Origin of the sequence: Pimelobacter simplex (assembly GCF_024662235.1) — a bacterium.
GTDB lineage: Bacteria > Actinomycetota > Actinomycetes > Propionibacteriales > Nocardioidaceae > Nocardioides.
On sequence record NZ_CP096276.1, the window covers coordinates 1,715,614 to 1,740,360 of the forward strand.

General features: G+C 74.4%; 27 protein-coding genes and 1 tRNA gene. 22 read left to right on the forward strand and 6 right to left on the reverse strand.

Annotated features, from left to right (window positions below; all coding sequences use genetic code 11):
- Position 1: 1 nt before the first annotated feature.
- From M0M48_RS08200 to M0M48_RS08260, 13 genes are all read left to right on the forward strand, one after another.
- Positions 2-349 carry a hypothetical protein gene (locus M0M48_RS08200; protein ID WP_215816061.1) on the forward strand — a complete coding sequence of 116 codons (348 nt, stop codon included), beginning with the start codon at positions 2-4 and terminating at the stop codon, positions 347-349.
- Positions 342-1,214 carry a segregation and condensation protein A gene (locus M0M48_RS08205; RefSeq protein WP_374584192.1) on the forward strand — a complete coding sequence of 291 codons (873 nt, stop codon included), beginning with the start codon at positions 342-344 and terminating at the stop codon, positions 1,212-1,214. The genes M0M48_RS08200 and M0M48_RS08205 overlap by 8 nt, the downstream gene beginning before the upstream one ends.
- Positions 1,207-1,851 (forward strand): SMC-Scp complex subunit ScpB, encoded by a 645-nt coding sequence (gene scpB, locus M0M48_RS08210; protein WP_215816059.1) that lies wholly within the window; start codon positions 1,207-1,209, stop codon positions 1,849-1,851. Before M0M48_RS08205 ends, scpB begins: the two co-directional genes overlap by 8 nt.
- A complete protein-coding gene (locus tag M0M48_RS08215; RefSeq protein ID WP_215816058.1) occupies positions 1,841-2,593 on the forward strand; it encodes a pseudouridine synthase in 753 nt (250 codons plus the stop codon). The genes scpB and M0M48_RS08215 overlap by 11 nt, the downstream gene beginning before the upstream one ends.
- 15 nt (positions 2,594-2,608) lie before the next feature.
- Complete coding sequence (locus M0M48_RS08220) at positions 2,609-3,448, forward strand: helix-turn-helix domain-containing protein (protein WP_257750750.1); 840 nt, start codon at positions 2,609-2,611, stop codon at positions 3,446-3,448.
- Positions 3,429-3,833: a VOC family protein gene (locus tag M0M48_RS08225; RefSeq protein ID WP_257750751.1), complete on the forward strand. Its 405-nt coding sequence runs from the start codon at positions 3,429-3,431 to the stop codon at positions 3,831-3,833. Before M0M48_RS08220 ends, M0M48_RS08225 begins: the two co-directional genes overlap by 20 nt.
- A 26-nt stretch (positions 3,834-3,859) precedes the next feature.
- Positions 3,860-4,939, forward strand: coding sequence for a prephenate dehydrogenase (locus tag M0M48_RS08230; RefSeq protein ID WP_257750752.1), 1,080 nt, complete (start codon positions 3,860-3,862; stop codon positions 4,937-4,939).
- A gap of 10 nt (positions 4,940-4,949) precedes the next feature.
- Positions 4,950-5,615, forward strand: coding sequence for a (d)CMP kinase (gene cmk, locus M0M48_RS08235; RefSeq protein WP_257750753.1), 666 nt, complete (start codon positions 4,950-4,952; stop codon positions 5,613-5,615).
- Complete coding sequence (locus M0M48_RS08240; RefSeq protein WP_215816055.1) at positions 5,612-6,307, forward strand: lysophospholipid acyltransferase family protein; 696 nt, start codon at positions 5,612-5,614, stop codon at positions 6,305-6,307. Before cmk ends, M0M48_RS08240 begins: the two co-directional genes overlap by 4 nt.
- Positions 6,300-7,640, forward strand: a complete 1,341-nt coding sequence (gene der / locus M0M48_RS08245) for a ribosome biogenesis GTPase Der (RefSeq protein ID WP_215816054.1) — start codon at positions 6,300-6,302, stop codon at positions 7,638-7,640. The genes M0M48_RS08240 and der overlap by 8 nt, the downstream gene beginning before the upstream one ends.
- 174 nt (positions 7,641-7,814) lie before the next feature.
- Positions 7,815-8,423: a hypothetical protein gene (locus tag M0M48_RS08250; protein WP_257750754.1), complete on the forward strand. Its 609-nt coding sequence runs from the start codon at positions 7,815-7,817 to the stop codon at positions 8,421-8,423.
- Positions 8,423-10,066, forward strand: a complete 1,644-nt coding sequence (locus M0M48_RS08255; RefSeq protein ID WP_257750755.1) for a DNA polymerase Y family protein — start codon at positions 8,423-8,425, stop codon at positions 10,064-10,066. Before M0M48_RS08250 ends, M0M48_RS08255 begins: the two co-directional genes overlap by 1 nt.
- 164 nt (positions 10,067-10,230) lie before the next feature.
- Positions 10,231-10,803 carry a hypothetical protein gene (locus M0M48_RS08260; protein ID WP_257750756.1) on the forward strand — a complete coding sequence of 191 codons (573 nt, stop codon included), beginning with the start codon at positions 10,231-10,233 and terminating at the stop codon, positions 10,801-10,803.
- On the opposite strand, the gene M0M48_RS08265 is transcribed toward M0M48_RS08260, so the two are convergent.
- Positions 10,800-11,606 (reverse strand): 2-phosphosulfolactate phosphatase, encoded by an 807-nt coding sequence (locus M0M48_RS08265; protein WP_257750757.1) that lies wholly within the window; start codon positions 11,604-11,606, stop codon positions 10,800-10,802. The genes M0M48_RS08260 and M0M48_RS08265 overlap by 4 nt on opposite strands.
- A gap of 36 nt (positions 11,607-11,642) precedes the next feature.
- Between M0M48_RS08265 and M0M48_RS08270 the strand changes: the two genes are divergently transcribed.
- A complete protein-coding gene (locus M0M48_RS08270; RefSeq protein ID WP_257750758.1) occupies positions 11,643-12,035 on the forward strand; it encodes a hypothetical protein in 393 nt (130 codons plus the stop codon).
- Between the two features lie 39 nt (positions 12,036-12,074).
- Positions 12,075-15,386 (forward strand): error-prone DNA polymerase, encoded by a 3,312-nt coding sequence (locus M0M48_RS08275; protein ID WP_257750759.1) that lies wholly within the window; start codon positions 12,075-12,077, stop codon positions 15,384-15,386.
- Here M0M48_RS08275 and M0M48_RS08280 read toward each other — a convergent pair.
- The gene (locus M0M48_RS08280) at positions 15,383-15,919 is read right to left on the reverse strand and encodes a hypothetical protein (RefSeq protein WP_215816047.1); all 537 of its coding nucleotides are present in this window, start codon (positions 15,917-15,919) and stop codon (positions 15,383-15,385) included. The genes M0M48_RS08275 and M0M48_RS08280 overlap by 4 nt on opposite strands.
- A 199-nt stretch (positions 15,920-16,118) precedes the next feature.
- Here M0M48_RS08280 and M0M48_RS08285 point away from each other — a divergent pair.
- A tRNA-Pro gene (locus M0M48_RS08285) sits at positions 16,119-16,192 on the forward strand.
- 45 nt (positions 16,193-16,237) lie between these two features.
- Here the strand turns inward: M0M48_RS08285 and M0M48_RS08290 are convergent.
- On the reverse strand, positions 16,238-17,251 hold the full coding sequence (locus M0M48_RS08290) for a helix-turn-helix transcriptional regulator (protein WP_257750760.1): 1,014 nt from the start codon (positions 17,249-17,251) through the stop codon (positions 16,238-16,240).
- Positions 17,252-17,351: 100 nt separating this feature from the next.
- On the opposite strand from M0M48_RS08290, the gene M0M48_RS08295 reads away from it, so the two are divergent.
- From M0M48_RS08295 to M0M48_RS08305, 3 genes are read left to right on the forward strand one after another with little or no spacing between them, the layout of a single operon-like run.
- A complete protein-coding gene (locus tag M0M48_RS08295; RefSeq protein WP_257750761.1) occupies positions 17,352-17,846 on the forward strand; it encodes a VOC family protein in 495 nt (164 codons plus the stop codon).
- Between the two features lie 33 nt (positions 17,847-17,879).
- Positions 17,880-18,566: a TetR/AcrR family transcriptional regulator gene (locus M0M48_RS08300; protein ID WP_257750762.1), complete on the forward strand. Its 687-nt coding sequence runs from the start codon at positions 17,880-17,882 to the stop codon at positions 18,564-18,566.
- Positions 18,563-19,735, forward strand: coding sequence for a serine hydrolase domain-containing protein (locus M0M48_RS08305; RefSeq protein ID WP_257750763.1), 1,173 nt, complete (start codon positions 18,563-18,565; stop codon positions 19,733-19,735). The genes M0M48_RS08300 and M0M48_RS08305 overlap by 4 nt, the downstream gene beginning before the upstream one ends.
- Here M0M48_RS08305 and M0M48_RS08310 read toward each other — a convergent pair whose 3' ends face one another.
- Entirely contained in the window at positions 19,736-20,086 is a 351-nt protein-coding gene (locus M0M48_RS08310; RefSeq protein ID WP_215816042.1) for a nuclear transport factor 2 family protein, read from the reverse strand. It abuts the gene before it with no gap.
- 131 nt (positions 20,087-20,217) lie between these two features.
- On the opposite strand from M0M48_RS08310, the gene M0M48_RS08315 reads away from it, so the two are divergent.
- From M0M48_RS08315 to M0M48_RS08325, 3 genes are all read left to right on the forward strand, one after another.
- On the forward strand, positions 20,218-20,994 hold the full coding sequence (locus M0M48_RS08315) for a helix-turn-helix domain-containing protein (protein WP_257750764.1): 777 nt from the start codon (positions 20,218-20,220) through the stop codon (positions 20,992-20,994).
- Positions 20,995-21,166: 172 nt separating this feature from the next.
- A complete protein-coding gene (locus tag M0M48_RS08320) occupies positions 21,167-22,294 on the forward strand; it encodes a Fic family protein (RefSeq protein WP_257750765.1) in 1,128 nt (375 codons plus the stop codon).
- Between the two features lie 9 nt (positions 22,295-22,303).
- A complete protein-coding gene (locus M0M48_RS08325) occupies positions 22,304-23,347 on the forward strand; it encodes an NADP-dependent oxidoreductase (protein WP_257750766.1) in 1,044 nt (347 codons plus the stop codon).
- A 7-nt stretch (positions 23,348-23,354) separates the two neighbouring features.
- On the opposite strand, the gene M0M48_RS08330 is transcribed toward M0M48_RS08325, so the two are convergent.
- A complete protein-coding gene (locus M0M48_RS08330) occupies positions 23,355-24,044 on the reverse strand; it encodes a septum formation family protein (protein ID WP_257750767.1) in 690 nt (229 codons plus the stop codon).
- Positions 24,041-24,637, reverse strand: a complete 597-nt coding sequence (locus M0M48_RS08335; protein ID WP_257750768.1) for a hypothetical protein — start codon at positions 24,635-24,637, stop codon at positions 24,041-24,043. Before M0M48_RS08335 ends, M0M48_RS08330 begins: the two co-directional genes overlap by 4 nt.
- Between the last annotated feature and the right edge of the window lie 110 nt (positions 24,638-24,747).

Genomic DNA, 24,747 nt, shown 5'->3' on the forward strand with positions numbered 1-24,747 from the left:
CATGCCCGCCGCGGACGACCTCTTCCGGCCGACCGCGGACGGCGAGGCGCCGGCGGCGCGCCGGGGGAAGGTCCGCGCCGTCCCCGACGCCCCCGAGCCGGTCGCGACCGAGCCCGAGGCCGAGCCGCAGAAGGCCCCCAGCGGCCGGATCCGGCACGACGAGAAGATCACCGTCTACGTCACCTCGGCCGAGCTGATGGAGCTGGAGCAGGCGCGGCTCACCCTGCGGGGCGAGCACGGCCTGGCCGTCGACCGCGGTCGCCTCGTGCGCGAGGCGCTGCACCTGGTCCTCGGTGAGCTCGAGTCCGAAGGAGAGAGCTCCGCGCTGGTCAGGCGCCTGCGTGAGTGACGACACCGGAGCGCCGGTCGAGGCCGCGGTCGAGGAGAACGAGACCGCGGCCACGACCGGCTTCCAGGTCCACCTGGCGAACTTCGAGGGACCGTTCGACCTGCTGCTGGGCCTGATCTCCAAGCACAAGCTCGACGTCACCGAGATCGCGCTGTCCCAGGTCACCGACGAGTTCATCGCGCACGTCAAGAACCTGCCCGACAGCGACCTGGAGGAGACGACGTCGTTCCTCCTGGTCGCGGCGACCCTCCTCGACCTCAAGGCGGCCCGGCTGCTGCCGGCCGGCGACGTGGAGGACGAGGAGGACCTCGCCCTGCTCGAGGCCCGGGACCTGCTGTTCGCGCGGCTGCTGCAGTACAAGGCCTACAAGCAGGTCGCCGCCGTCCTCGACGGCCGGCTCCAGGCCGAGGCGAAGAGGTTCCCGCGCGCGGTCGGGCTGGAGGAGCGCTTCGCCGGGCTGCTGCCCGAGGTGCTCATCGGCATCGGCCTGGACCAGTTCGCCGCGCTCGCGGCCAAGGCGATGACGCCCAAGCCCGAGCTCCAGCTGACCCTGCACCACATCCACGCCCCGACGGTCAGCGTGCGCGAGCAGGCGGCCATCGTGGTGGACCGGCTGCGCCGGAGTGGGACGATGACCTTCCGGGCGCTGTGCGGCGACTCGCCCGACACGCTGACCACGGTGGCGCGCTTCCTGTCGCTGCTCGAGCTCTTCCGCGAGGGAGTGATCGGCTTCGACCAGATGACGCCGCTGGGCGAGCTGACGGTGCGCTGGACCGGCGACGAGGCGGTCGACATCGAGGACCTGATCACCGACGAGTTCGACGGGGCGGCCCCGCCCCCGGAGGAGACACCGAGCGATGACTGAACAGACCGAGGAGCCGGACGGCACCGCGGAGGAGGCGCTCCCGCTCGTCGAGCTGCGCCCCGCGCTCGAGGCGGTGCTCATGGTCGCCGACCAGCCGCTCGACGAGCTCGCCCTGGCCTCCGCCGTGGGCCACCCGGCCCCCGACGTCGTCACGGCGCTCGCCGCCCTCGCCACCGAGTACGACGAGCAGGGCCGCGGGTTCGAACTGCGCAACGTCGCCGGTGGCTGGCGCTACTACACGCGCGAGGAGTTCGCGCCCGTCGTCGAGGCCTTCGTCCTGGAGGGTCAGCAGGCCCGGCTCACCCAGGCCGCGCTCGAGACGCTCGCCGTCGTCGCCTACCAGCAGCCCGTCTCGCGGGCCCGGGTCTCGGCGATCCGCGGGGTCAACGTCGACGGCGTGATGCGCACCCTCATCAGCCGCGGTCTGGTCGAGGACGCCGGCCAGGACGGCGAGCACGGCGCGACGCTGTACCGCACGACGTCGTACTTCCTGGAGCGGATCGGCATCGTCTCGCTCGACGAGCTGCCCGACCTCGCGCCGCACCTGCCCGACCTCGCCGAGGTCGAGGAGGAGCTGGCGCCCACCCCCGAACCGCAGCCTGACGACCAGAACGAGGACACCCCTGATGACGCGTGAGATCGCCGTCGACGACGACGGCCAGATCCGCCTGCAGAAGCTGCTCGCCCAGTCCGGCGTGGCCTCGCGCCGGCGCTGCGAGGAGCTCATGCTCGCCGGGGAGGTCGAGGTCGACGGCGAGGTCGTCACCCGCCTCGGCACCAAGGTCGACCCGCGCACCGCGGTGATCAAGGTGTCCGGCAAGCGCCTGCCCCCGGTCTCCGACCACGTCTACCTCGTGCTCAACAAGCCCCGCGGCGTCGTCTCGACGATGTCCGACCCCGAGGGGCGCCCGACGCTGACCGATCTCGTGGCCGACCGCGAGGAACGGCTCTTCCACGTCGGCCGGCTCGACACCGACACCTCCGGCCTGCTGCTGCTCACCAACGACGGCGACTTCGCGCACCGCATGGCGCACCCGTCGTTCGAGGTCGAGAAGACCTACGTCGCCGAGGTCGCCGGCCGGCTGGCCAAGGGCACCGTCGGCGACCTGCTCGCCGGCGTGACTCTCGAGGACGGCCCGGTCGAGGTACGCCGCGCGCGCATCCTCGCCACCGCGGCGGACAAGTCGATCATCGAGCTCGTCATCCACGAGGGCCGCAACCGCATCGTGCGCCGCCTGCTCGACCAGGTCGGGCACCCGGTGCGCCAGCTCAGCCGCACGAAGTTCGGTCCGATCGAGCTCGGCACGCTGCGCAGCGGCACCCTGCGCGAGCTCTCCGACGACGAGCTCGGCCAGCTGCTGGAGCTCGTCGGTCTCTAGACCTACGGTGGACGGGTGATCCCGGTCGCCCCGGTACCGGCCGCGCTGCGGCGCTATGTCGTCTCCCGGATCCCCTACGACGTGGACTTCGGCGCGCCCGGCGCCCACCGCGGGCTGCCGTCGACCACGCTGACCTTCGTGCTCCCGGTCGACGAGCCGATCCGGGTCTCGTGGGCCGGCCGGGACGAGACCCTGCACGCCGGGTGGACCTCGCTGTCGGGGCTGCACACCGCGCCCGCGGCGATCCACCACACCGGTACCCAGCGCGGCGTCCAGCTCGCGCTCACCGTCGCAGGCGCGCGGGTCCTGCTGGGGCGCCCGGCCGCCGACCTGGCCGGTGCGCTGACCGACCTCGACGAGGCCGACGCGCTGCCGGCGCTCCTGCGTGCGCTGCCCGAGCGGCTGCACGCCGCGCCCACCTGGGCCGCACGCGTGGCGCTCGTCGACCGCACCCTGGCGACCCTCGCCGCGCGGGCCGGCGACCCGGCGCCGCGGGCGGAGGTCGCCCGGGCGCTGGGCCTGCTCACCTCCGGGGTGCGGGTCACCGACGTCGCCGGGGACGTGGGCTACAGCCGGCGGCGGCTGACCAGCCTGGTCCAGGCCGAGTGCGGACTGGCGCCCAAGGCGTTCCAGCGGGTGGCCCGGTTCGAGGCGGCGCGGCAGCTGCTCGGCGTACGGCCGCTGGCCGAGGTCGCCACGGCCTGCGGCTACAGCGACCAGGCGCACCTGACCCGGGAGTGGCGGGCGCTGGCCGGCTGCACGCCGACGACCTGGCTGCGCGAGGAGTTCCCGTTCGTTCAAGACCGCGACCCGGGTCGGGGAGGAGGCTCGGGCCATGAGCACCTCAACCCGTGATCAGGCAGCGACCGTCCGGCTCTGGCCGGCCCTGCAGTTCCACGACGTCGACACGATGATGGGCTGGCTGGGGGCGATCGGCTTCGTCGAGCACGCCACCCACCGCGACGAGTCGGGCACCGTCGTCCACGCCGAGTGGCTGTGGCCCGGCGGGGGCGGGCTGATGTTCGGGGCCGTGCGCGCGGAGAGCCCGCTGCAGCCGGCCGGCACCGGGGCGGCGTACCTGGTGAGCGAGGACCCGGACGCCCTCTTCGCGGCGGCGCTCGCCGCCGGCGGCACGGTCCAGCGGGCGATGGTCGACCAGGACTACGGCGGGCGCGGCGGCAGCGTGCGCGACCCCGAGGGCAACCACTGGTCGTTCGGGTCCTACCAGCCGGGCTCCTGAGCGGGGCGTCCTCTAGCCTTTCCTGCGTGACGGAGACGAGTGCGCGGCTGGTCGGACCGGTCGAGATCGTCGGCACCGGCCTGATCGGCACCTCCATCGCGCTGGCCTGCCGCCGCGCGGGCCTGGAGGTACTGCTCACCGACACCGACCCCGACCACGTCCGTACGGCGACCGGGCTCGGCGCCGGACGCGCCCGCACCCCCGGCGACGTCCCCCAGCTCGTCGTGGTCGCCGTACCGCCCGACGCCCTGGGCGCGGCGATCACCGCGACCCTCGACGCGGCCGGTCCCGACACGGTCGTCACCGACGTCGGCAGCGTCAAGGCCGCTCCGCTGGCCGCCGTCGCCGGGCACCCGGGGATCAGCCGCTACGTCGGCAGCCACCCGATGGCCGGCACCGAGCACTCCGGGCCGCTCTCGGCGAGCGCGGCGCTCTTCGACGGACGGCCCTGGGCGGTCACTCCCGGCCCGGACGCGACCCCGGCGGCCGCCCGGCTGGTGGAGGCGCTGGTGGTGCTGTGCGGCGCCGTACCGGTGCCGTTGTCGCCGGTCGAGCACGACCGCGCGGTCGCCCGTACCTCCCACGTCCCGCACCTGATGGCCTCGCTGGTCGCCGGCACGCTCGCCGGTGCCTCGGCCGACCACCTGGCGCTCTCGGGCACCGGCGTGCGCGACGTGACCCGCGTCGCCGGGGGAGACCCGCGCCTCTACAGCCAGATCATCGGCGGCAACGCCGGCGCGGTCGCCGCGCTGCTCACCGAGGTGCGCGCCCGGCTCGACCTGGCCATCGAGGCGGTCGCCGGTGACGACCGGGCCGGGCTGGAGTCGCTGCTCGCCTACGGGCAGGCCGGCACCCGCGCGATCCCCGGCAAGCACGGCACCGCGCCCCAGGCGATGGAGGCCGTCCGGGTCTCGGTCCCCGACCACCCCGGCGAGCTGGCCCGGCTGTTCGCCGACGCCGGTGCGAGCGGGGTCAACATCGAGGACGTGCGCATCGACCACGACCCCGGCCGGCCCGTCGGACTCGTCGAGCTCGACGTGGTCGCGGCGCGGGCCGAGGAGCTGCGGGTCGCACTGGAGTCGAACGGCTGGGTGACTCACCGGTAAGGTGCCGCCCGTGAACGTGCCGGTGAATGTGGTGGTAGCAGTCGACGGAACCTCCGGCTCGGGCAAGTCCAGCACCTGCCGCGCGGTCGCCGACCGGCTCGGGCTGCGCTACCTCGACACCGGCGCGCAGTACCGCGCGATCACCTGGTGGATGCTGCGCGAGGGCGTCGACGTCCACGACGCCGCGGCGGTCGCGGCCCGGGCGGCCGAGCCGGTGCTCGTCTCGGGGACCGACCCGCTCGCGCCCTCGATCACCGTCGACGGCGTCGACGTGTCGGTCGAGATCCGCAGCGACGAGGTCAACGGCGCGGTCTCGCCGGTCAGCGCCGTGCCCGAGGTGCGCAGCCGCCTCGTCGACCTCCAGCGCGAGCTGATCGGCGCCGGCGGCATCGTCGTCGAGGGCCGCGACATCGGCTCCGTCGTGTGGCCCCAGGCCGAGCTCAAGGTCTACCTCACCGCCGACCCTGCCGCCCGTGCGGCGCGACGCGCCCTCGAGAACGGCGGCGCCGACCTCACCGCGACCCAGGAGTCGCTGCTCGCCCGCGACAAGATCGACTCCGGGCGCGCGGTGGCCCCCCTGACCATGGCCGACGGGGCGATCCACGTCGACTCCACGGACCTGACCCTCGCCGAGGTCGTCGACGTCGTGGTGGGCCTGGTGATGGAGCGCGGGTGAGCGCGCACCGTGCTCCGCGGCCCGCGCGCTGGCTCCTGGTCGGGGGCCGACCGACCTCGCGCTGGCTGATCCGGCGGCGCTGGGACGTGCGGGTGCACCACGCCGAGCGCTTCCCGCGCACCGGTCCGGCGGTCGTGGCCGGCAACCACATCGGCTTCATCGACGGGCCGCTGATGGCGATCTTCGCGCCGCGCCCGGTGCACGCGCTGACCAAGATCGAGATGTTCTCGGGGCCGCTGGGGGTCTTCCTCAAGGCGTCGGGGCAGATCCCGCTCGACCGCGACCACACCGATCCGGCGGCCGTCCGGATCGCGCTCGGGGTGCTGGGTGAGGGGCACGCGGTCGGGGTGTTTCCCGAGGGGACGCGGGGGCCGGGGGACCTCGAGACCTTTCACGGCGGGGCGGCGTACCTGGCGCTGGTGACCGGGGCACCCGTCGTACCGCTGACGTTCCTGGGCTCGCGCGACCCGGGCGGATCGAGCAGCTCGCTGCCGCGCAAGAAGGCCCGGATCGACATCGTCGTGGGGGAGCCCTACGCCGTCGATGCGGTGCCCTGGCCCCGGACGCGGGAGAATGTCCGTCTGACCTCGGCCGCGCTGCGCGATCACATGCAGCGGCAGCTGGCCGAAGCCCTGGACGAGACGGGGCGGCGCCTACCCGGCCCGCTCCCGCAAGGAGAACGTGATGAGTGAAGTCACCCCGACCGGGGTGGTCCCGGTGCTGGCCGTCGTCGGCCGCCCCAACGTCGGCAAGTCGACCCTGGTGAACCGGATCCTCGGCCGCCGCGAGGCCGTCGTCGAGGACATCCCCGGCGTCACCCGCGACCGGGTGTCCTACGACGCGGAGTGGTCCGGACGGGCCTTCACCCTCGTCGACACCGGTGGCTGGGACCCGGATGCGCGCGGCATGGCCGAGCGGATCAAGGCGCAGGCCGAGATCGCGGTCGGCCTGGCCGACGCGGTGCTCTTCGTCGTCGACGCGACCATCGGGATCACCGACGCCGACGAGGCCGTCGTCCGGGTGCTGCGCAAGTCCGGCAAGCCCGTCGTCCTGGCCGCCAACAAGGTCGACGACGAGCGGGCCGAGGCCGAGGCGCACGCGCTGTGGAACCTGGGCCTGGGCGAGCCGTTCACCGTCTCCGCGCTCCACGGCCGCGGCTCCGGCGACCTGCTCGACGCCGTCCTCGCGGTGCTGCCCGAGGCGCCCGAGCAGGGTGAGGCCGAGATCGGCGGTCCCCGCCGGATCGCCATCGTCGGGCGCCCCAACGTCGGCAAGTCCTCGCTGCTCAACAAGCTCGCGGGCGAGGAGCGCGTGGTCGTCGACAACGTCGCCGGCACGACCGTCGACCCGGTCGACGAGCTCGTCGAGCTCGGTGGCGAGACCTGGCGCTTCATCGACACCGCGGGCATCCGCAAGCGGGTCAAGGAGGCCTCGGGCCACGAGTACTACGCCTGGCTGCGCACCTCGACCGCCATCGAGCGGGCCGAGGTCTGCGTGCTCGTGCTCGCCGGCAACGAGTCGGTCGCCGAGCAGGACATCCGGATCCTCCAGGAGGTCCGCGAGGCCGGCAAGGCCCTCGTCATCGCCTTCAACAAGTGGGACCTCGTCGACGACGAGCGCCGCTACTACCTCGACCGCGAGATCGAGCGCGACCTCGTCCAGGTGCAGTGGGCCCCGCGGATCAACATCACCGCCAAGACCGGCTGGCACATCGACCGGCTCGTGCCGGCGCTGAACCGGGCGATCGAGGGCTGGGAGACCCGGGTCTCCACCGGCGCGCTCAACGCCTTCCTCGGCCGGATCGTCGCCGAGCACCCGCACCCGGTGCGCGGCGGCAAGCAGCCGCGGATCCTCTTCGGCAGCCAGGTCCAGAGCGCCCCGCCGGTGTTCAAGCTGTTCACGACCGGCAAGCTCGACCAGGGCTACGAGCGGTTCATCGAGCGCCGGCTGCGCGAGGAGTTCGGGTTCGTCGGCACGCCGATCGAGATCAAGGTGCAGCCGCGGGAGAAGCGCGGACGCCGCTGATCCACCCGGTCCACCACCGGTCAGCCACCCTCTCCGGGGCTCCGAGTCGTTGCGGTTTGGTCCCAAACCGCAGTGATTCGGGGGTTTCGGCTGCAGTTCCTGCCCAAATGCAACTCGTTCCACCCCACTCGGACCCAGGTTGCGCCATTCGAACAAATGTTCGAACATAGGCAGGTGAGTGTTCGCCCCCTCGAGATCGACGACCCCCGGCTGGTGCTCGACCAGCTGCGGGGCAAGATCGCCGCGCTCCAAGGGGGGCCGAGCCGGCTGGGCGTGCCGGTGCTGCCGCTCTTCGAGGGGCTCCTCACGCTGCGCACCGGCGGCGTCTACGGCGTCGACTCGGCCACCCTGGGCATGGCGCTGGCAGCCGGGGCCTCCCAGGCCGGTGAGTGGGTCGGCTTCGCGGGGTGGGACGACTTCGGCGTCGAGGCCGCCCACCAGCAGGGCATCGTGCTCGCGCGCACCGTGCTCGTCCCCGCACCGGGCGAGCACTGGCTCGAGGTGACCGCCGCGCTCGTCGACGTGCTCAAGGTCGTCGTGCTCCGCCCGCCCGGCACCGTCGACGCCAAGTCCGCCTCGATCCTCGACGCCCGGCTCCGCGCCCGGTCCGCGGTGCTCGTGGTCCAGGGGGAGTGGCCCCGCTGCGAGGCCCGGATCTCCGCCGAGCACGTCGCCTGGGACGGGCTCGACGCCGGGCGCGGGCGGCTGCGCGAGCGGCGGGTCACCCTGGTCGCCCGGCAGCCGGGGCGGGCGCCGGTCCGGGCGCGGGCGGTGCTGCCCTGATGCGGACCATGGTGGTGTGGTGCCCCGACTGGTCGGTGACCGCGGCCCTGCTCGAGCGGGCGGACACGGCCGAGGCGGTGGGCGTGGACGCGCCCGCCGTGGTGCTGGCCAACAACCGGGTCGTCGTGTGCAACGCCGCCGCCCGGGCCGAGGGGGTACGCCGGGGCCAGCGCCGGCGCGACGCCCAGGCGCGCTGCCCCGAGGTGGTGCTGCTGGCTGCCAACCCCGACCGCGACGCGCGGTGGTTCGAGCCGGTCCTCAGCGCGGTCGAGGAGGTACGCCCCGGCGTCGCGCCGCTGCGCCCCGGCCTGCTCGCGGTGCCCGCCCCGGGCCGCTACTTCGCCCGCCCGGGAGCCGGGATCGACGGCGAGGAGGCTGCCGCGGCGGTGCTCGCCGAGCACCTCGTCCGGGCGGGGGTGTGGGACAGCCGGTTCGGAGCGGCCGACGATCTCTACACTGCCGAGCGCGCGGCGCGCAGCGCTCCGGAGCAGGGCTGCGTGACGATCGCGCCCGGCAGCTCCTCCGCCTTCCTGCGCGGCCTGCCGGTGACCGTGCTCGCCGACGACGGTCCCGAGGGGGCCGAGCTGGCCGGGGTGCTGCGCCGGCTCGGCCTGCGGCTGCTCGGCGACTTCGCCCGGCTGCGCGCCGGCGAGGTGAGCAACCGCTTCGGCGGCTACGGCACCGAGGTGTGGCGCCGGGTCCAGGGCGAGGAGGTCGCCCGCCTCGCCTCCCGCACCCCGCCCCCCGAGCTGACCTGCGAGATCGCCTTCGAGCCCCCGCTCGACTCCGCCGAGGCGGTCACCTTCAGCGTCCGGACCACCGCGGAGCGCTTCATCGCCGGGCTCGCCGACCGCCAGCTGGTGGCGACCGGGGTCCGGGTCGAGGCCGAGTTCGAGGAGGGCGTCTCCGCCCGCACCTGGCTGCACCCCCGCTGCTTCACCTCCCGCGACCTCGTCGACCGGGTGCACTGGCAGCTCCAGGCGGGGATGGCGACCTCCGGCCTGCGCAGCCGCAAGGACACCGGCGAGAACATCACCTCCCCGGTCACCCTGGTCCGCTTCCTTCCCGACACCGTCGAGCCTGCCGGCGACCACGCCGACGGACTGTGGGGCGGCGGCGCCGACGACCAGGTCGTGCGCGGGGTGGCCCGGGTCCAGGCGATGGTGGGCTACGACGCGGTCCAGGTGCCGGTGCTCCAGGGCGGCCGCGGCGCGGCGGACCGCCAGGCGCTCGTGCCCTGGGGGGAGCGCCCGGTCGGCCTGCGCCCGGTCGAGCGACCCTGGCCCGGGCGCATCCCCGGACCTGCCCCCAGCCGCGTGTTCGCTCACCCGCCCCCCGCGGAGGTCGTCGACGAGGCCGCCGTACCGGTGGGGGTGACGGTGCGCGGCCTGGTCACCGGCGAACCCTGGCGCTTCCGCCTCGGCGCCGCTGCCGCCGCCACGCGCGCCCTACCCTGGATGCCCATCGCCTCCTGGGCCGGCCCCTGGCCGGTCGACGAGGGCTGGTGGCTCCTGGCCGGATCGCCCGCCCGCGCGGCCCGCTTCCAGGTGGTCGGCGTCGACGGCCGGGCCTGGCTGCTGCGCTGGAGCGCCCGCGGCCCCGACGCCCGGGGCACCTGGGAGGTGGAAGCCGCCTACGACTGACCCGACCCCGCCCGGCCCCGACCGGCCGGCCCCGACCGGCCGGCCCCGACCGGCGCTGGCTGGCATCCTCGCGCCGCCCCCCGCTGCGGCGTTACGCTGCACCACGAGCACGCCGGTGAACGGCGGGCGGTGAACGGTGGGGCGGCAGCGATCGGGAGGCGGCCATGGGGACATCGGTGAATCCGGCGGACCTGATCATCCGCAACCTCCGCGCGCTGCACGGCGCTCTCGAGCACAGCGTGACCATCCAGGCGACCCGGCTCCAGGAGCTCATGGACGACCTCGTCGCCCGCGGCGCCCTCACCCGCGCCGAGGCCGACCACCTGGTCGGCCAGCTGGTCACCACCAGCCGCGCCTACTCCCAGGCGCTCCTGCAGGTACTCGACTCGGTCACCGCGGAGTCGCGCAAGGTGCTGTCCGCGCCCAAGGTGCTGACCTCGCCGGTCCGGGCGACCGCCGGGCTCCTGGTCGGTACCGTCCGGCAGGCCCCCAAGCTCGTCCCCGGCCGCCGGACCACCACGTCTGCCGCCCCAGCCACCCCGGCCGCGGGCACCCCGGCGGCGCCCGAGGTGCCGGACCTGCCGGACCTGGCCGGCCTCACCGTCGCCCAGGTCAAGCCCCGCCTGGCCGGACTCGACGCGCCCGCGCTGCGCCGGGCCCGCGACCAGGAGAGCGCCGGCAAGAACCGCAAGGGCGTCCTCGCCGAGATCGACCGGCTCCTCGGTCCCCGCGCCTAGGCCGGCGCGAACCCGTCCGCCCCGAGCACCGGTACGACGTCGTCCGCGTCCAGCGCCGCCGCCACGACCACGTCCGCACGGAACCCGACCCCGACCAGCTCCCGTCCGCTCGCGCAGTCGAGCAGCGCCGCCTCGAGCGTCCCGGCGACCGCGCGGTAGGCCGCCCGAGCGTGCCGCGCCTCCGTCCCGAGCGACGGGGTCTCGCTGCCGAGCGCGTCGAGCACCGCTCCCGCGCCCCACAGGTCCTCGACGGCGGGGCGCAGGCTGCCGTCGGGCCAGCGTTCCCCGGCCGGGACGAGCGCGACCCGCGCGCCCGCCGCGACCTGCGGGGCCAGCCAGCGGGCGACCGCGGACCGGTTCCGCAGGGACGCCCCGGCCACCGTCAGGCCGGGGCGCGCCGCCCGGAGCGCCGCGCAGATCGCCGAGCCGTTCGGCGAGGGGAGCACCAGCCGCGGCACCGGTACGGCGTCCAGCAGCTGCGCCGGCGACAGGCTCGGCAGCGCCCCACCCGAGCCGCCCAGCGCCCGCGCCTCGAACCGCCCCACCGCCACGACCGCGTCCCGCTCACGTGCATAGGCCGCCGCCGCCCGCTCGTCCTTCCAGGCGAACGGGTGCACCCGCGTCCCCCGTGCGGTCGCGATCGTGAGCGTGGTCGTGAACGACAGCACGTCGACGACGACCGCGATGTCCGCGTCGGCACTGATCGCCGCGCCGCCGGTCGGCCCCCACTCCAGCCGGACCTGCCGGCCGTCCTGGGCGTGCGCGCGGGCGACGGCGTCCTCGGGTCGCGACGATCCGGTCATCGGGGAAGCGTAGGCCGCGTGTGCCACGCTGGCGCCGTGAGCCCGCAGGTACGCCGCGCCCTCGTCGGGCTCGCCACCGCCGGGCTGGTCGCGGGCACCGCGTTCCTGGCGGTGCTCCTGCTCAACGTCACGCTCTACCTCGAGCCGTCGGGCCCGTCCGAGGGCGAGCTCCCCGAGCTGCCGCCGGGGCTGGCGATCGGCGACGAGCCGGGGACCCGGATCGACAGCTGTGGCTCGGGGAGCTGCTACCGCGAGTTCGACGTGGTGGGGGAGGCGGGGGAGTCCGCCGCCGAGGTCCGGGCGCGGCTGCCGGTGCACGAGGAGTGCGGACGGCGTTCGCTGGTGGACTGGCGCCCGCGCTGCGTGGGCTACGACCTGCGGGCAGGCCGGGTGCGGGGGTACGTCTCGATCGGCGCCTGGCTCGACTGAGCACTCGCATTCGAACATCTGTTCGACTACGCTGAGGTGATGGGCTGGAACAACCCACCCGTCCCGTGGCGCGAGCTCGAACGCCGCCTCTCGGGCCGGGCTCCGGGTCCCGAGAGCGAGGCGCCGGTGTCGCGCCGCAAGCGCCCGCGCGCCGATCCGGTCCCGATCCTGCGCCCCGACCAGGGGGCGCCCTACGCCGAGCTCCACTGCCACAGCCACTTCAGCTTCCTCGACGGCGCGAGCTCGCCGCGCGACCTGGTCGAGGAGTCGGTCCGGCTGGGGCTCTCGGCGATCGCGCTGACCGACCACGACGGGTTCGCGGGGGCGCCGCTGTTCGCCGAGGCGGGTACCGACCACGGCCAGAGCACCGTCTACGGCGCCGAGCTCACGCTCGGCATCACCCAGTCCCAGAACGGCGTACCCGACCCCGAGGGCAACCACCTCCTGGTGCTGGCGCGCGGGGTCGAGGGCTACCACCGGCTCTCCGGCGCGATCACCGAGGCGGGTCTGCGCGCGCCCGAGAAGGGCAGCCCGGCCCACGACCTCGACGAGCTCGCCGAGCGCGGCCGCGGGCACTGGGTGGTGCTGACCGGGTGCCGCAAGGGCACGGTCCGCCACGCCCTCCGGTACGACGGCCCGCCCGGCGCCGCCCGTGAGCTCGACCTGCTGGTCGACCGGTTCGGCCGCGACCACGTGGTGGTCGAGCTGACGGCCAGCGACCACCCCGGCGGTGAGGAGGACAACGACCTGCTCGCCGCACTCGCCGACGACCGGGGGCTGCCGGTGGTGGCGACGGGCAACGTCCACCACGCGACGCCCGACAAGCGGCGGCTGGCGGCGGCGGTCGCGGCGGTCCGGGCCCGGCGCAGCATCGCCGAGCTCGACGGCTGGCTCGACCTGTCCGGCGGGGCCCACCTGCGCAGCGGCGACGAGATGCTGCGCCGGTTCCGGCACCGGCCCGACGCGGTGCACCGCAGCGTCGTCCTGGCCGGCGAGCTGGCCTTCGACCTGCGCAAGGCCTCGCCGCGGCTGCCCAAGCAGGGCATCCCCAAGGGGCGGACGCCGGCCGAGCACCTGCGCGACCTGCTCGAGCGCGGGTTCGCCCTGCGCTACGACCACGAGCCGCACGCCCGCGAGGCGCGGGTGCGGGTGGAGCGGGAGATGAAGGTGATCCTCGAGAAGGACTTCGCCGGCTACTTCATCATCGTCCACGACATCGTCGCCTTCGCCCGCAAGGAGGGGATCCTGTGCCAGGGCCGGGGCTCGGCGGCGAGCAGCGCGGTCTGCTACGCGCTGGGGATCACCGCGATCGACTCGGTCTTCTACAACCTGCCGTTCGAGCGGTTCATCTCCCAGCACCGCGAGGAGGAGCCCGACATCGACGTCGACTTCGACTCCGACCGCCGCGAAGAGGTGATCCAGTGGGTCTACGACACCTACGGCCGGCGCAACGCGGCCCAGGTGTGCAACGTGATCAGCTACCGGCCGCGGATGGCGGTGCGTGACGCCGCCAAGGCGCTGGGCTTCTCGCCGGGCCAGCAGGACGCGTGGTCCAAGCAGGTCGACGGCTGGGGGAGCGAGGTCGACCCGAGCCTGGACATCCCCGACCAGGTGGTCGGGCTCGCCGAAGAGCTGATGGGCGCGCCCCGCCACCTCGGGATCCACTCCGGCGGCATGGTGCTCACCGAGCGTCCCATCGGCGAGGTGTGCCCCATCGAGAAGGCCCGGATGCCGAACCGGACCGTCCTGCAGTGGGACAAGGACGGCTGCGAGTCGATGGGGCTGGTGAAGTTCGACCTGCTCGGGCTGGGCATGCTCGGCGCCCTCGACCACATGATCCGCCTGGTCGCGGAGCACCTCGATCAGCACTGGACGCTCGCGACGCTGCCCAAGGAGGAGAAGGCGGTCTACGACATGCTCGGCCGGGCCGACTCGATCGGCGTCTTCCAGGTCGAGTCGCGCGCCCAGATCGGCACGCTGCCCCGGCTCAAGCCGCGCAGCTTCTACGAGCTGGCCATCGAGATCGCGCTGATCCGCCCCGGCCCGATCCAGGGCGGCGCGGTGCACCCCTACATCCGGCGCAAGACCGGCCGTGAGCCGGTGGAGTACGACCACCCGTCGCTCGAGCCGATCCTCGCGCGCACGCTCGGCGTCCCGCTGTTCCAGGAGCAGCTCATGCAGATGGCGGTCGCGCTGGGCGACTGCAGTCCCGACGACGCCGACCTGCTGCGCCGGGCGATGGGCTCCAAGCGCGGGGTGGAGCGGATCGAGAAGGTCAAGGGCAAGCTCTACGCCGGCATGGAGGCCAAGGGGATCACCGGCGACCGGGCCGACGCGATCTACGTCAAGATCCTGTCGTTCTCGGGGTTCGGCTTCGCCGAGTCCCACGCGCTGAGCTTCGCGCTGCTGGTCTACGCCTCGTCGTGGTTCAAGCTGCACTACCCGGCGGCCTTCCTCACCGGGCTGCTGCGCAACCAGCCGATGGGCTTCTACTCCCCGCAGTCACTGGTCGCCGACGCCCGCCGGCACGGGGTGAGCGTGCTGCGCCCCGATCTCGTCCACTCCGGCGCCCAGGCAGGGCTCGAGCCGTGCGCGCCCCAGGCCACCGACCCCCTCCGGTACGACGACGGGCTGGCTGTGCGCCTGGGCCTCGACGCCGTCAAGGGGATCGGGGCCGACGTCGCGGCCCGCATCGTCGCGGCGCGCGCCGAGGCGCCGTACGCCGACATCCGGGACCTGTCGCGCAGGGCCGCGCTGACCGCGGCTCAGCTCGAGGCGCTGGCGACCGCGGGCGCGCTCGACGGCTTCGGGCTCGACCGGCGCCAGGCGCTGTGGATGGCGGGCTACTCCGAGAGCGAGGGCCAGCTCCCCGGCAGCACGCCCGCGCCCACCGCGCCCCGGCTGCCGGAGATGTCCCCGCTCGAGGTGACCCTGGCCGACCTGTGGGCGACCCGGATCTCCACCGACCTGCACCCGGTCGAGCACTTCCGCACGACGCTCACCGACGCGGGCATCAAGGCGGTCGGCGACCTCCCCGGCGTCACCACCGGCCGCCGGGTCCACGTGGCCGGCCTGATCACCCACCGGCAGCGGCCGGGGACGGCCGGCGGGGTCACCTTCCTCAACCTCGAGGACGAGACCGGGATGCTCAACGTCATCTGCTCCCCGGGCGTGATGCGCGCCCACCGCCAGGCCGCCCGCAACCGGGTCGCGGTGGTGATCCGGGGCGTCGTCGAGCGACAGGACGGCGTGACCAACCTGGTCGCCGACGGGGTCCAGCCGCTCGACGTCGTGCTGCCCGGGGTGGGTGACGCGCTCCAGGCCCGGCAGTCCTCGCGGGACTTCCGCTAAGAGACGTTCGCGCAGACGACCTGGCCCACGATGCCCCAGTTCTGCGGCATCGACGGGGCGTAGCCGTAGAACTTCACGCCGGTGCCGTCGCCGATGATCGAGCCCTGGGCCACCGAGCTGTAGTAGACGCCGATGCCCTGGATGTCGCCCGGGTCGAGCTTGGTCCAGGTGACCCCGTGGGTGAGCACCTTCTTGCCGGCCGGGCAGCTGACCGTCACGTCGACCCAGTCGCCGGCGCCGGTCGACTTGGCGCTCGTCCCGGTGACGACCTGGTAGCCGCTGACCCCCGGCGTACCCGGCGTCCCCGCGGCACCGCGTGGACCGGTCAGCCGGGTCCGGGCCTCGGCGGAGAGGTCCGCGGAGGTGACCTGGCCGTTCTTGATGTGCTTGCTGGTGATCGCGTTCTTGGCGATCTGCTGGCCGGTGATCTTGCCGGCGGCGTACGCCCCGCCGGACAGCGCGACCACCAGCGCGAGCAGCGCGACGACGCCGGTGAACATCCCGGGCCGGAGCCGGAAGTGGAGCCGGAACATGAGTCCTCCCTCGGGCCCACCGACCCTCGGTGGACCCGACGACGCTAGGGACGACGGAGCCCCCGTGGCATCAGGGAGCCACCCGAACATCGGTGCTGCCGGGGCGCCGCGACACCGCGACGGGGAGGGCGATTCGGGAGACACGGACCGGCTGGGGTAGTGTTCCGTTCGCCCTGGACGGCGATCCCGGACGGGGCTTCGGGCTGTAGCGCAGCTTGGTAGCGCACCTGACTGGGGGTCAGGGGGTCGCAGGTTCAAATCCTGTCAGCCCGACCGAAGGAACCCTGGTGAGATCACCTGATCTCACCAGGGTTCTCGTCATTTTCCCGGCGGCTGCGCGGCGGCCCGGAACCGCTCGGCGAGGACGTCGGCCGCCGCCCGCAGCGGCTCCGGCCCGACGATGGTGAACGGGACGTCGAAGCGCGCCGCCTGGGCCAGGACGCCGGTCCAGGACCAGGAGCCGACGGTGATCCGGGTGCTCCCGTCCGGCAGCTCCTCGAGTGCCCCGTCGCCGAGCCACGGTGCGACCTCGCGGGCGGGGAGGGGAAGGTCGAGCACGCCGGTGCAGGGCCAGCGGTCCTCGGCCGCGGAGCCCTTCGCGCGGGCGGCGAGGAAGGTCAGCGCGTCGGGCGCGGGCAGGTCCCGGTCGGCGCGGGAGAACCGGACACCGCCCGTCTTGAGCGTCATCCGGTCCAGGCGGAAGGTGCGCCAGTCGGCGCGGTCGAGGTCCCAGGCGACCAGGTACCAGCGGCCGGACCGGGCGACCACGGCATGGGGCTCGGTACGCCGGGGCGGCCCGGCCGCCGGGGCGTCCCCGTCGTCGAAGCCCCCGTAGTCGAAGCCCAGGGTCCGCTCGTCACGCACGGCGATGCTGACCGCCTCCAGGACAGCCGGGGCGACCGGGCCGGCCGGGCTGACCGCGCCGCCGGGAGCGGCCGGGGCGGGGCCGGCGGCGAACCCGATCCCGTCGATCCGGTGGCGCAGCCGCGAGGGCATCACCTGGCGCACGGTCGCCAGCGCGCGGGCAGCGGCCTCGCCGACGTCCACGCCGCTGGCGGGGGCGTGGTGCAGGGCGACGGCGAGGGCGATCGCCTGCTCGTCGTCGAAGAGGAGGGGCGGCAGGTCAGACCCGGCGGCGAGCCGGTAGCCGCCGTCCGGGCCGGGCCCCTTCGCGGCCTCGATCGCGTAGCCGAGCTCGCGGAGCCGGTCGACGTCGCGGCGCACGGTCCGTGCGGTGACGCCGAGCCGCGCGGCCAGGACCGGCCCCGGCCAGGTGCGCCGGGCCTGCAGCAGGGACAGCAGCGCGAGCATCCGCGCGGAGCTTCCGACCATGGCGTCATTCTCGCCGAAGTAGCGGACCGGAACTGTCCGCTTCGTCCGGAAGGGTTCGGATCGACCGCACCACCCACCCTCACCACCCGAAGGACACCTCGTGAGCATCACGACCACCACCCACCTCAACCTCCCCGGTACGGCGCGCGCGGCGCTGGCGTTCTACCAGTCCGTCTTCGGCGGCCAGGTCCTCGCGACCACGTACGGCGACCTCGGCATGCCCGCCGGGACGCCGGGGGCGGACCGGATCGTCTTCGGCCAGCTCGAGAACGAGTCCGGCTTCCGGCTCATGGCCTACGACATCCCCGGCCTGGACCCCGATCGCGCCGACCACGCCGACCACGCCGGCCACGCCGGCCACGCCGGCACCACGACCCGGGCGCACGGCCTGACCCACACCGACCGGGCCTTCTTCCAGTCGGTGCGCGGCACGAGCCTGGCCGAGGTCCAGGTGTGCTGGGACGGGCTCAGCGACGGAGCGGAGGTGATCGAGCCGCTGGCCGCGTCCGCGTGGAGCGCGGGTTTCGGCATGCTCACCGACCGGTACGGCGTCACCTGGGTCCTCGACGTGCAGCCGCCGGCCGAGAACGGCTGACACCTCCGCACCACCGATGTCATCATTGATGACATGATCGCCCACCGCGCCCGCCCCCGCGCCCGGACCCCGCTCACCCCCGAGCGGATCGTCGACGCCGCCCTCGCGATCGCGGCGCGCGCCGAGCCGGACGGCCTGACCGGGCGGGCGCTGGGCGAGGAGCTCGGCGTGGACCGCTCGGCGGTCTGGCGCCACTTCGCCGACCGCGACGCGCTGCTGCTCGCGGTCGGCGACCGGCTCCTCGCGCTGGCCCTGGCCACGGTCCCCGACGGCCCGCTCGCCCCGCACGAGCGGATGATCGCGCTGGGCCGCGGCCTGGTGGCCGCCTTCGAGGCGCACCCGCACGTCGGTGCCCTGGTCGCCTGCCGCACGACGCAGGGCCCCGGCGAGCTCGCCGTGGTCGAGACGATGCTGCGGGCGCTGGGCGAGGTCGGCGTCCCGTCGGCGCTGGTGCCGCGCTACCAGCGGATGCTGGCCGACACCCTGCTCGGCTACGCCGGCCTGCGGGCCGGCTACGCGTGCCTGAGCGAGGACGTACGCCGTCGCGACCAGCTGGCCTGGGTGGGCACCTACGCGACCGCCGCGCCCGCGCAGCACCCCGAGATCAGCGCCCGCGCGCTCGACCTCGGGGCGGTGAGCGACGACGACGTCCTCGCCACGCTGCTCGACGCGCTCTGGTCGGCGGTGCGGGCCGTCGCCGCGACGGGAGCGGACGCGTGAGCCGGCGGCGCAAGGTCCTGGTCGCGGTGGTGACCGCGCTGGCCCTGCTGACGGGCGGTGCGTACGCCGCCACGGCGCTGCTCGCCGTACCGCCCCCGCACCAGCTGGCCCGCCTGCTCGCGACGGCGCCCTCGGAGCAGGGCCGGCTCTTCCCCAGCCGCACGGTCGAGGCGTCCGCGACGCCGCGGGCGCTGCCGGCCAGCGCCGAGCAGATGCCGGAGACCGTGCCGTGGAAGGGCGAGGACGTCACGGTCCGCACGTTCCTGGACACGACGCACACCCGCGGGTTCGTCGTCCTGCGCCACGGCCGGGTCGTCGAGGAGTGGTACGCCGACGACGCGGGCGAGCGCACCCGGTTCTCGTCGTGGTCGGTGGCCAAGTCGGTGGTCTCGCTGCTCGTCGGCCAGGCCATCGCCGCCGGGGACCTCGCCGAGGACGACCGGCTGGTCGACCTCGTGCCCGCACTGCGCACCGGAGGCGCGTACGACGCGATCACGGTGCGCGACCTGCTCGACATGGCCTCGGGGGTCGACGTCGCCGAGAACTACCGCGAGTACTGGCCCTTCACCGGCACCGCCCGGCTGTTCCTCAGCACCGACCTGCCGGGCTTCCTGGAGGACCACCGCGAGCTGCGGTTCACCCCGGGCTCGCAGGGGGAGTACCGCAGCGTCGACACGCTGCTGCTCGGGATGATCCTGCGCACCGTCGAGAAGGAGCCGCTGACCACGCTGCTCACCGAGCGGCTGTGGCAGCCGATGGGCGCGGAGTCCTCGGCGACCTGGAACCTGGACCGCGAGGGTGGCGTCGAGAAGGCGTTCTGCTGCCTCAACGCCACCGCCCGCGACTTCGCCCGGATGGGCCAGCTCGTCCTCGACGGCGGCGTCGTCGAGGGGCGCCAGGTGGTGCCGGCGGCGTGGATCGACCGGATCAGCACGCCGGCGCCGCACCCGGTCAGCGACTGGGGCTACTCAGCGCAGTGGTGGCACCCCGAGGGGGCCGACGACGACTTCACCGCGATCGGCGTCTACGGCCAGTACGTCTTCGTCGACCCCGACGCGGACACCGTCGTGGTCAAGCTGAGCGACCACGGCACCGAGCAGGACGAGCTCGAGACGGTCGGCGCGCTGCGCTCGATCGCCGCCCAGCTCGCCGCCGCGGACGAGCGGTAGTCAGGCCGGCACCCGGTCCAGGAAGCCGTGCACGTCGCGGATCCGGCCCGCGTCGTCCAGGACGACGACGTCGAAGCCGATCACCGCGGGCTCGGCGCCCTCGGGGCCCAGGCCCCACTGGAAGCGGATCCGGTCATGGTGCCCGTCGACGGTGCCGACCGGGGTGAACACGAAGCCGGGGAACTGCGCGTGCACCCCGTCGACCAGGGCGTGCAGGCCGTCGTGGCCGGCGACCTGGGCCAGCGGGTCGGTGTAGGAGACGTCGGGGGAGAAGTGCTCGGCCAGCAGCCGGGCGCGCTCGGCGGGCGCGGCGTTCCAGGTGGCGAGGTAGGCGTCGACGACGTGGTTCATGATCTGCTCCGATGCGTTCAGGGTTCGTTCGGGGTGGATGGACGACGCCAACGCTGGACCCGGTGGGCGCCGTACGGCCATGACTTCCGAGGTCATGGGGACGGTGCCGCCGGCTCCCTAGGGTGGAGCCCATGACCGCCGTCGCCGAGAGCCCGCGGGTCGGGCCGATGCTCCGGGAGTGGCGCGAGCGCCGCCGCTACAGCCAGCAGGAGCTGTCGAACCGCTCGACTGTCTCGACGCGCCACCTGAGCCGGGTCGAGACCGGCCGCGCGCACCCGACGCCGGAGATGATCCTGCACCTGGCCGACAACCTGGAGGTGCCGCTGCGCGAGCGCAACCGGCTGCTGCTGGCGGCCGGCTACGCCCCGCGCTACGAGGACCGCGCCTGGGACGACGCCGCGCTCGCGGTCGTCATGGACGGCCTGCGCAACCTGCTCGACGCGCACCTGCCCTACCCGGCGCTGCTCCTCGACGACCACTGGGACGTCGTCGACGCCAACGCCGCGGTCGCTGCGCTCCTCGACGGCTGCGCACCCGCCCTGGTCGAGCCGCCGGTCAACGTCGTCCGGCTCTGCGTCCACCCCGAGGGGCTCGCCCCGCGGATCGAGAACCTGGACCAGTGGGCGGCCCACCTGCACCACCAGGTGGTGCACCGCGCCGAGCGCACCCACGACCCGCGGCACCGTGCGCTGGCGGCCGAGATCGCGGACCTGCGCGGCGGCGTACCGCGCTCGGACCCGGCGGCGAGCGGGCCGGTGGTGACGATGCAGCTGCGGCGCGGGAAGCGGACGCTGCGGATGTTCAGCACCTCGGCCCAGCTGACCACGGCGACCGACGCGGCGCTGGAGGGTCTGCACCTGGAGACCTTCTTGCCGGCGGACGAGGAGACCCGGGCGTTCTTCGCGTAGACCAGGTATCGTGTTCTCAGATATTGCGCGTATGTGAGAGTAGCGGAGGAGATGTTCTCATGAGGGGGGCATCCGTGAGAGTTCAGGTGACCGGGTGATCGAGGTGCCACGGCACGGCTCGAGCGAGGTTGCCTGGCGCCAGTCGGTCCGAGGCGGATCGGCGGTCGATCGGATGACCCGGTCGGTCGTGGTCGCCCTGCCGCCGTCGATCAGTGACCTGGCGGTCCTGGTGCCGGGGGAGATCGGTGCGGAGTGCGACGACGCCGTCCGTGCGATCGCGGCGCTCGACGCGACCCGCGGAACGCACCTGCGCCCGCTGGCCACGCTGCTGCTGCGGGCCGAGTCGGTGGCCTCCTCGAAGATCGAGCACGAAGAGGCGACGATCGAGGACTACGCGCGGGCGCTGCACGGCAGCCGGGCCAACGGCTCGGCGACGGCCATGGTGGCGGCGGGCGGCGCGATGGACCTGCTTCTGCACGGGCCGATCGGGGAGGAGTCGATCACCGCGGCCCACGGGTTGCTGTTGGGGGCCGAGCCTCACGAGGCGCCCTACGCGGGGCGGTGGCGGACGATGCAGAACTGGATCGGTGGCTCGGACCACGCGCCCCGAGGGGCGCTGTACGTCCCGCCCCCGCCCGACCGCGTGGCTCCCCTGATGGCCGACCTCGTCGGCTTCGCCCGGCGCCGCGACCTGCCGGTCATCGTCCAGGCGGCGCTGGCGCACGCCCAGTTCGAGTCGATCCACCCGTTCACCGACGGCAACGGGCGCATCGGTCGTGCGCTGGCCGCCGCGGTCGTGCGGCACCGGGGCCTGGCGCAGCACGTGGTGGTCCCGACGGCCTCGGCCTTGGTGACCCAGCGCGAGCGCTACTTCGCGGCGCTCGACGCCTATCGTGCGGGAGATGCCGGACCGGTCGTGTCGGCGTTCGCCCGCTCGGCACGGATCGCGGCAGAGGAGGCGCGCGCGAGCGCCGACCTGGTGGCCGGGCTGCCCGTCCGGTGGCGCGAGCAGGTCGGGGTGCCGCGGGCCGGGAGTGCACCGTCGCTCCTGGTCGAGAGCCTGGCGACCCATCCGATCTTCACGACCGACGATGTCGAGCGGCGTCTCGGACTGCCCGCCCCCACGGCGCACCGGGCGGTCGAGCGCCTCGTCGCCGCCGGCGTGGTGCGGCCGCTCACCCAGCGCAAGCGCAACCAGGTGTGGGGTGCCGGCGCACTGCTCGACGAGCTCGATGACCTCGGTGTCCGGATCGGCGTGCGGGCGCGGGCCGAGCCGTGGGCCTCTGGACCGGCTGGCTAGATTCGACGCGTGCCCACGAACCGGACGTCCACCCAGATCCGTCTCGCCGCCCGCCCGGTGGGCGAGCCCGCCGACAGCGACTTCGCCGTCGTCACCGAGGAGGTGCCCGAGCTCGCCGAGGGCCAGGTGCTGCTGCGCACGGTCTACCTCTCGCTCGACCCCTACATGCGCGGGCGGATGAGCGACGCCAAGTCGTACGCCGCACCCGTCCCGGTCGGTGGGGTCATGGTCGGGGCGACGGTGTGCGAGGTGGTCGAGAGCCGCTCGGAGCGGCGGGCGGTCGGGGACCTGGTGCTGGCCTACACGGGGTGGCAGACGCTGGCCGCGGCCGATGCGCGCCACACCCGCCGGCTCGACCCGGCGGCGGCGCCGGTGTCGACGGCGCTGGGGGTGCTGGGGATGCCCGGCTTCACGGCGTACGCCGGGCTGCTCGAGATCGGCCGTCCCCAGGAGGGGGAGACCGTCGTGGTCGCCGCGGCGACCGGCCCGGTGGGCTCGGCCGTGGGCCAGATCGCGCAGCTCAAGGGGGCGCGCGCGGTGGGCATCGCCGGTGGTCCGGACAAGGTGCGGGCGCTGACCGAGGAGTTCGGCTTCGACGTGGCGCTCGACCACCGCTCGCCGACCTTCCGCGAGGACCTCGCGGCGGCGACGCCCGACGGGATCGACGTCTACTTCGAGAACGTCGGCGGCCAGGTCGCCGAGGAGGTGAGCCGGCGGCTCAACCTCTACGCGCGGATCCCGGTCTGCGGGCTGGTCGCCGACTACAACGCGACCTCCGCGCCCGAGGGGCCGGACCGGCTGCCGGGGTTCATGGGCCGGGTGTTGCGGCTGAGCCTGACCGTGCGCGGGTTCATCCAGAGCGAGTTCGAGCCGACCCTGCAGGAGCCCTTCCTGCGCGACATGGCCGGTTGGGTGCGCGAGGGCGAGGTGCGCTACCGCGAGGACGTCGTCGAGGGGCTCGAGAACGCGCCCGAGGCGTTCCGCGGGCTGCTCGTGGGCCGCAACTTCGGCAAGCTGCTGGTCCAGGTGGGCGCGGACCCGACCCAGGCCTAGGCCCGGGCTAGCGGCGGCTGTCGCGCAGCGAGCCGGTCAGCGGCTCGCCCGCCGGGTCGCCCACGATGCAGGCGACGTAGCGGTTGGGCTCGGCCCAGGTGATCGCGTCGGGGTAGTAGCTGAACGTCGTGAGTGCCGAGTGCGCGCGGTCGACGCCGACGTAGTCGCGGAACAGGCGACCCTCGCAGCGCTGGGCGACGCGCTCGACCGCGGCGTCGCCGGGGTAGGCCCCGGCCGGGAGGGGGACCTGCGCGTAGACCTCCGCGTCGTGCGCGCCCCCGCAGGGGACGACCCGGTCGCGGCTGGTCTCGTCGCCGAGGACGACGCAGGTGGACGCGGTGAGGACGTCATAGCTGACGACCGCCGCGGGGTTGGCGTTCTCGAGGGGGCGGGCGACCCGGCCGTCCTCCAGGGAGCCGAGGCCGAGACCGAGGTAGACGTAACCGAGGAGCACGAGCGAGCCCGCGGCGACCGCGTTGATCGCGAGCGCCGCCACCGCCAGCGAGACGGGAGTGCGGTCGGGCCGGCGGCTGCGGCGGTCGTCGGCGAGGATGTCGAGGGCGATCTTGGTCGAGTAGAGGTTGCCGAGGTAGCAGCAGCTCACCAGGGACAGGCCGAGCGCCCAGCCGGCCGCCGAGGTGCCGGGGCGCGACGGGGCGTCGCTGCCGGCCGCGAGGTCGCGGAAGTCGTCGCTCACGCGCCCCGGCCCCCGATCGGCTCGTGGAGCGAGGTGCCGTCGGCGCGCAGCAGCAGGCACGCATAGGTGTCGCCGTACGACGCCCGGTCCGGGTCGCCGTCGAGGACCACCAGGACGTCGTAGCGGGCCGACTCGGCGGCCGAGAGGTAGGGCTCGGCGTACCGGTTCGCGCAGATCTCGGCACCCGACCGGAGCGCGAAAGACTCGGCCTGGCTGTAGTCGAGCGTCCCGGTCACGGCGACCTCGGCCAGGTGCGCCTCGCTGCACGAGCGGGACCCGAAGGCGACGTCCTCGGTGGCGAGGTCGTCCAGGTCGAAGCCCGGCGAGACGCAGTCGCCGACCGCGAGGTCGTCGACGGGGCGGACGTTGTCGCGGAACCAGCTCCCCAGCCACAGTCCGCCGATCATCGCCACGATGCCGAGCCCGCCCCCGACCACGCCGAGCACGGCGCACCACCGGCCCCGGCGCCGTCTGGGCCCGGTCCGGCGCAGGCCGCGCACCCCCAGCACGAGCGCGACCGGCGCGAGGACGAGCGTCCCCACGAGCAGGAGGGAGGCGACCGCGCCGCGGTCGTACTCCACAGGTCGGTCCATTGCCCCTCCTTGCCCGTCCCCGGGTGGGGCTGGGCAAGTGTGGCACAACGAACCGGTCCGGTGCAGGTCCTCGCGCTGGTCGTCGTGGACCCGGACCCTAGACTGGGAGT

Coding starts and splice junctions, on each gene's coding strand:
- M0M48_RS08310 (WP_215816042.1), bottom strand. CDS start 20,086: ATGAACCACGTCGTCGACGCCTACCTCGCCACCTGGAACGCCGCGCCC.
- M0M48_RS08255 (WP_257750755.1), top strand. CDS start 8,423: ATGCGGACCATGGTGGTGTGGTGCCCCGACTGGTCGGTGACCGCGGCC.
- M0M48_RS08215 (WP_215816058.1), top strand. CDS start 1,841: ATGACGCGTGAGATCGCCGTCGACGACGACGGCCAGATCCGCCTGCAG.
- M0M48_RS08200 (WP_215816061.1), top strand. CDS start 2: ATGCCCGCCGCGGACGACCTCTTCCGGCCGACCGCGGACGGCGAGGCG.
- M0M48_RS08260 (WP_257750756.1), top strand. CDS start 10,231: ATGGGGACATCGGTGAATCCGGCGGACCTGATCATCCGCAACCTCCGC.
- M0M48_RS08280 (WP_215816047.1), bottom strand. CDS start 15,919: ATGTTCCGGCTCCACTTCCGGCTCCGGCCCGGGATGTTCACCGGCGTC.
- der (WP_215816054.1), top strand. CDS start 6,300: ATGAGTGAAGTCACCCCGACCGGGGTGGTCCCGGTGCTGGCCGTCGTC.
- M0M48_RS08320 (WP_257750765.1), top strand. CDS start 21,167: ATGACCCGGTCGGTCGTGGTCGCCCTGCCGCCGTCGATCAGTGACCTG.
- M0M48_RS08275 (WP_257750759.1), top strand. CDS start 12,075: ATGGGCTGGAACAACCCACCCGTCCCGTGGCGCGAGCTCGAACGCCGC.
- M0M48_RS08315 (WP_257750764.1), top strand. CDS start 20,218: ATGACCGCCGTCGCCGAGAGCCCGCGGGTCGGGCCGATGCTCCGGGAG.
- M0M48_RS08290 (WP_257750760.1), bottom strand. CDS start 17,251: ATGGTCGGAAGCTCCGCGCGGATGCTCGCGCTGCTGTCCCTGCTGCAG.
- scpB (WP_215816059.1), top strand. CDS start 1,207: ATGACTGAACAGACCGAGGAGCCGGACGGCACCGCGGAGGAGGCGCTC.
- M0M48_RS08335 (WP_257750768.1), bottom strand. CDS start 24,637: ATGGACCGACCTGTGGAGTACGACCGCGGCGCGGTCGCCTCCCTCCTG.
- M0M48_RS08265 (WP_257750757.1), bottom strand. CDS start 11,606: ATGACCGGATCGTCGCGACCCGAGGACGCCGTCGCCCGCGCGCACGCC.
- M0M48_RS08300 (WP_257750762.1), top strand. CDS start 17,880: ATGATCGCCCACCGCGCCCGCCCCCGCGCCCGGACCCCGCTCACCCCC.
- M0M48_RS08225 (WP_257750751.1), top strand. CDS start 3,429: ATGAGCACCTCAACCCGTGATCAGGCAGCGACCGTCCGGCTCTGGCCG.